Source organism: Xenorhabdus sp. PB62.4 (genome assembly GCF_014467285.1).
Classification (GTDB): domain Bacteria; phylum Pseudomonadota; class Gammaproteobacteria; order Enterobacterales; family Enterobacteriaceae; genus Xenorhabdus.
In genome coordinates this window covers 4,047-9,464 of sequence record NZ_NKHR01000044.1, presented here as the reverse complement: position 1 = coordinate 9,464, position 5,418 = coordinate 4,047, and the positions used below count along the sequence as shown (strand labels likewise).

The 5,418-nt window shown below is 51.9% G+C and carries 7 protein-coding genes and 1 pseudogene; all 8 read left to right on the top strand.

Translation table 11 applies throughout. The features are described from left to right. Positions 1-93: 93 nt before the first annotated feature. Complete coding sequence (locus Xenpb_RS18475; protein ID WP_187655621.1) at positions 94-240, top strand: hypothetical protein; 147 nt, start codon at positions 94-96, stop codon at positions 238-240. 310 nt (positions 241-550) lie between these two features. Continuing rightward, on the top strand, positions 551-1,468 hold the full coding sequence (locus tag Xenpb_RS18470; RefSeq protein ID WP_187655620.1) for an integrase domain-containing protein: 918 nt from the start codon (positions 551-553) through the stop codon (positions 1,466-1,468). A gap of 507 nt (positions 1,469-1,975) precedes the next feature. Then, positions 1,976-2,416, top strand: coding sequence for an antirestriction protein (locus Xenpb_RS18465; RefSeq protein ID WP_187655619.1), 441 nt, complete (start codon positions 1,976-1,978; stop codon positions 2,414-2,416). Between the two features lie 96 nt (positions 2,417-2,512). Then, complete coding sequence (locus tag Xenpb_RS18460; protein WP_187655618.1) at positions 2,513-2,977, top strand: antirestriction protein; 465 nt, start codon at positions 2,513-2,515, stop codon at positions 2,975-2,977. Between the two features lie 255 nt (positions 2,978-3,232). Beyond that, positions 3,233-3,649 (top strand): hypothetical protein, encoded by a 417-nt coding sequence (locus tag Xenpb_RS18455; RefSeq protein WP_255523196.1) that lies wholly within the window; start codon positions 3,233-3,235, stop codon positions 3,647-3,649. 9 nt (positions 3,650-3,658) lie between these two features. Further along, positions 3,659-3,967 (top strand): TA system toxin CbtA family protein, encoded by a 309-nt coding sequence (locus tag Xenpb_RS18450; protein ID WP_187655616.1) that lies wholly within the window; start codon positions 3,659-3,661, stop codon positions 3,965-3,967. 89 nt (positions 3,968-4,056) lie between these two features. Continuing rightward, positions 4,057-4,977, top strand: coding sequence for a DUF1281 domain-containing protein (locus Xenpb_RS18445; RefSeq protein WP_187655615.1), 921 nt, complete (start codon positions 4,057-4,059; stop codon positions 4,975-4,977). A 117-nt stretch (positions 4,978-5,094) separates the two neighbouring features. Continuing rightward, positions 5,095-5,418: pseudogene (locus tag Xenpb_RS18440) on the top strand (SAM-dependent DNA methyltransferase); the annotation flags it as partial.

The window sequence follows — 5,418 nt, the reverse complement described above, 5'->3', positions numbered from 1 at the left end:
TTACGTTAATCGATACCGTTTTAACCGGTACAACATTCACCTGCATTTTGCATTTATCACGATAAACGTCCCGAAAACGGCGCGGCGTCACTTGTGTTAAAGCGCAGCGATTACCAAGTGACGCCGCAAAGCGGCCAACGTCCAGAGCACGTAGAGCCTGACTCTACGGCCGATTTGAACCCCGCATTACTCAGTGAAACCACTCAAAACAGACCATTAACCGCCATTTTGTTTGATTGATAAACGATCGTCTAATCGGATTTTCAACCCATTGCCTGATTGCAGGCTGATGCAGTAAAAATGAAGGAGAAATTCATCACGTCAAGATAATGAGGCGTTCATCCTGAGCTGATCAGGCCCTGAACGGGGAGCATGTCATCGCTGTGCTGAGCACGTCGCGAGCTCCTGCAATAACTCAACACAATCCCGCCCTGCTACACATTGTCTGACGCACCACGGAACGGTGAACCTGAACCGACACGCAGGGAATTGTTTTAAAAATGACTCAAAAAATGGATAAAACACAAGCAAAGCAGCAGGAGAGGCGAGAATGGCGCAGGGATCGACACGTTCAAAGGTTGAGCAGTTCAGAAAAGCCTTTATTACTCATGCCCGACAGGCGGGCGGAAGTTTTGTGACAGTGGCTGATCGTGAGCGGATTGCCCGGTATTTCCTTGATTATTTAAAAAACAATGGCATCAAACTCCGGCAAATGGATAGCCTGAAGGTGAAATATATTGAGCGCTACATCGCTGAACGAAAAGCTCACCATATTAATCACCGGACATTGCAAAATGAAATGTCGGTGCTGCGGGCCATTTTAGCGCGGGCGGGAAAGCACAAGCTGGCTGATCCCGATAATGCCCGCCTGAGTAACCGGGCATTGGGTATCGCTGAGACGAGCCGCAAGGGAACGAAAACGGCATTGACACCGGCCGCGTTCCGGGAAATTTTTCAGCAGGTGGAACAAAAAGACCGGCGCGTGGCAGCGGTGATGCAACTGGCTTATGTACTGGGGCTGCGCACCAAAGAAGCGATCGAAGCCTATAAATCGTTAGCGACCTGGAAAAAAGCGCTGGAAAACGGGCATACCTCTGTGCGGGTGGTGTTCGGCACCAAAGGCGGACGTCCAAGACAAACGGTCATACTGGATCGGGAAGCCCTGCAACACGCGATTGCTTATGCGGAACGCGAGCAGGCCGGGCGTAGCGGCAAATTGATTGATAAGCCTACTATCACCCAGGCCATAGATCGCTATCGGTATATTGTCAGAAGGGCAGGACTGAGCGGCGAGAAAGCCCCACACAGTATGCGCTACCATTTTGCCCAGCAATCTGGTGAACATTACACCGCACAGGGCTTCAGCGAGCAGGAAGCACAGGCCCTGGTCTCGATGGATTTGGGACATGGCGATGGGCGCGGGCGCTATATCCGGCAGGTGTATTACCGGAATATTGAGGGTGAATAAAAGTGTACTGATTTATACACGACCTGACCTTATGCTAGGTGCAATACAACTGAATCTTACATTTGGCTAACCATTCATCATCTATCTCTAACTTATTTTTGCCCAGAAGTGAGTTAGAGCAAGTTGCCTGATTTGGTCACACCATAAAATTAGAACGGGTAGATTGCATTCGAATCAATTCAAATAATGCCATCCCGCTTCTGACATTATTTTCTGTCCCGGAAAATGAATTACGTATTGAACTTATGACTTCCGTTTATTAGCGTGATAAGGCTTATTGATGATCCGGTCGCTTGTGAGGATCACCTTCGGGCAGCGACACCCACACTCCCGTAGCCTGCAAGGGAGTACACACTGTGTGGTACATCTGCCCACCTTTGGAAGCAGATATCATCTTTGTTGATGATGAAGGTTATTTAATCCACGCTGGCAACCCAGCCAATCACCCAACGGGGAACACTTTTCCCGTTGGGCAAGGTGTTCTCCGTTATTTTAAAGGAGTCCACCATGCAACAAAACGAAACCAGGACAACGGTGCATGCTGTACCGGCGTCTGAATTGTCCCCTTTTGCGGACGTCTTTCCGCGAAATAGCCCACTGGAATTGAGGTTGCTGGAACACTCGGTCATTAAAGCGGCGGTCACGCTGTGTGAGGATTACCGGTGTGATACCTGGCAGTGCCGGAAAGTGTCCGACAAAATTGCCTATGCCGTGCCGACCCGTGCTGACACGTATGGGGTCAAAATCGAGACCACTGACTTTAACGGCGAGGTGTCAGCGGATACGTTCGGGCTGATGGTCACCCTGACGGTACTGGGCTATCTGACGGCACTGGTAAAGCAGGATGAAATCGCTGAACGGTTGTGTGATTTGCGGGAATACGCGCTGCAACATCCCCAGGCCCCGTGTATCCGGGCGGCTTTAAGTTTAGCGGGGGCATGGCGATAATTTAATCTACCCTGGCACGATGCCAGTCACCCGACGGGGAATTCCTTTCCCATCGGGCAGGGTGTTCTCCGTCTTTTTTATTCACAGGAGAACATCATGCAAGAAGGTGACCTTATCATGCTGGACAGTCCCGCGCTGTCCGCTGCATTTCCCGGCAAACAATCGCTGGAGCGGTTGTTTCTGGGGTTTCTGATTGTCAATACTGCCTCAACGTTATGCAGGGATTACCCGTCTGAGCAATGGACAGGCCACCAGGTGTCTGAGTCGCTGGCCTATATGGTGCCAACCTCAGCGAAAAACTATCCGGTTTACCTGTCGGACACGCAGTTAACGGTGACACTCTCAGCCGATGCCTTCGGGCTGGCGGTGACGTCAATCGTGCTTGCCCGTATCGCCGCGCTGAATGAGCTGAATGCGGATGCCTGTCGGTTTCGCGAATTGCGGGAATATGCGAAGCAACATCCGGAAAACGGCCTGATAGAGTCAGTCATGACATTGAGACTCCACGAGGACTTTATCAGCCCGTCATTAATCGAAAATCAAAATCATCATCATCATTGAGGTTATCAGCCTATGTTGCTGTTAACCCTGTTCTTTTCTTAAGCGCCTGACCAGGGAGCCGAAAACACCTTCCCGGCATCGGGCGGGTGTTTTCTTTAATCTGAGTTATTTCAAGGAAACACGATGAACCCGATTTTTTTACCCATACCGGATGACACCGGCCCGGCATTACATGAGGACATTTTTACCGTGCAGGTCACCGGCCTGAGGCAACACCCACAAGCGAAGGAGTCGCTCCGGGAAGAAACCCTGACCGTGTACGAAGCGGCTTCGGTCACAGAAGCGGTACAGCGGCTGAAGGTTATCCATCTGCTGGGCGACTGGCCGGAGCCGGAAACCTCATCCCAGCCATCTGCCGGCATTTTTTTTCCGTTGACCGTCATGATTTATGACGCCCGGGACAGAAAAGTGCTCGGTGGCCGGTTTTATGACGAGATTGTCTGGGCACAGCCGGTGACACTGGCATCGGAGCGCCTGTCACTGGAAAAGCAACAGCAACAGTTGTGTCAGTCAGCCGTGCTTGAGCAGGGCTGGCAGAATACGCAGGCTGCCCGGGTATTGTGGCATGAGGCGCATTTACTGTCGCTGCATGTAGTTTCACCCCGTTATCAACAATGCCGCGAAGTGCAGGATATTCTCCGGCACGGACGACAGGCAGCGTTTAACGTATGAGGTATCACGATGGCACCTTTGCGTTTAACCGTCTGGCAGATGATTGCCGGCACGCTGCTGAAGCGTCATTTTGGCCTGAACCTGAATGATACGGCCCTGTGTGACGCTGACACGGTGGCTGAACTGATGGCCAGTGGCGTCCTGCCCTTTGAAGCCATCAACGCGTTGGTGGATAAATACGATTTAACCCGGCTGAATGAACAGACTATCCCACGCAGTACACCGTATCTGGGTATTCATGATGAATTGCAAGTGATTTTCGACAGCGGTATTGCCGGGACGCTTCTCAGTCAGGACAACGGGTCACAGTCCGAATAACCCATTTTTCAATCACCCATCGGGGGAGCGGTGCCCTGATGGCGCGGTTCCTCCGGTTTATGCTTATTAATCCAATGAGGAGCCTAACCATGGCAGAATGGTGCACCAATCAACTGGAAATCACCGGCAAGTCGGTGTGTATTGACGTAATGCAACAATGGGTCTGCGGTGAAGAAATCCCCCGTTACCGCCAGGCGGTGCTGCAAAGCCTGCGGCTGTTTCTGGCGGGGTGTGCGGGGATACTGAAACCGACTAAACCTCAAACCTATGTCCCTTACCCGGCGTTAGTGCGTGGTACGGCGGCACCGACAGCGCAGAATCTGGCTTTTGAACAGTGGCTGACGTTGTTGCAGGACAATGTGCCGTTAAGCAGCGACAACATTAAACGGATAGATAACCTGTACCGCCAGTCCTGTCTCAGCCTGGTGCGCTGGGACAATGTACCGGAGCCCGCGCGTAGTCTGATTTCCCCTGTTCTGGCCCACCAGTATACCGACTGGTTTGGCATGGTGAGTTGGTCTGAAACTATCGATATCGGCGCGTGCTGGGATAAACTGAGTGTTTATCCGGAGTCGGCGCAGCCCTGCGATATGCTGATGATAATGCCGGCCCGTCTTGCCACCGAGATTAACGGCAACAGTGGCTTGCTGAAAGGCATCGCTGCCACGGCGCAGTTTTACGACCAGCAATACGGCCTTGAATGGCCGTTTGGTCACCATGTCCGCTGGGAGCGCCGGCATGTCAGCAGCTTAACCGTGCGCTTTGACTCCCCGTGGGCACCGCCTTCGGCCGAGCTGATGGGGGAGCTGTCATCGGTCTTTGACTGTGAAATCCGCCACGGGTACAGCGGATTGTCAGGCCAGCTCAAAGGCTACGATTGCTATGACCAGGGCGAGCATGTGGACAGTGGTCACGGGCCGTCAGGACGGGAGAACCGGCCGGCGCTTTATCTGGTCAACGGTGAAAAGCCGGATGTGAACCTGCCCGTGCCGGCCATCGCCGTTGGGTAATAGCCCTTCGTTTAACGCATCATTAATTTATTTTTTATCTTCACTTCAACCGAAAGGGGAAACATTTTCCCTTTTCGGGACGTGTTTTCCCGTTATTTTTTGCAAGGAAAACACGTGATGTCATCACAACCGGATCACCAAAAAGCATTTATCGCGCTGTTTAACCAGACGGCACGTTACCACCGTCGTTATCAGGTTTTTCAGGATTTTTGTAATTGCGTGATGGCAGCAATACATAATAGGTACTGTTACAGCGAGGAGCTGGAGCAGTATTACCTGAAAACCATCAACAAGTACGAACGGGAGGATGTTGTCCGAATTGTAGAACTCTTTTCCTATACCGTGCTGGGGCTGGCGCAGGAACCCGGTGATTTTCTGGGCAGTGTGTTTATGCAGCTTAATTTGGGTGATAAAGCACTTAACCAGTTTTTTACCCCCTGG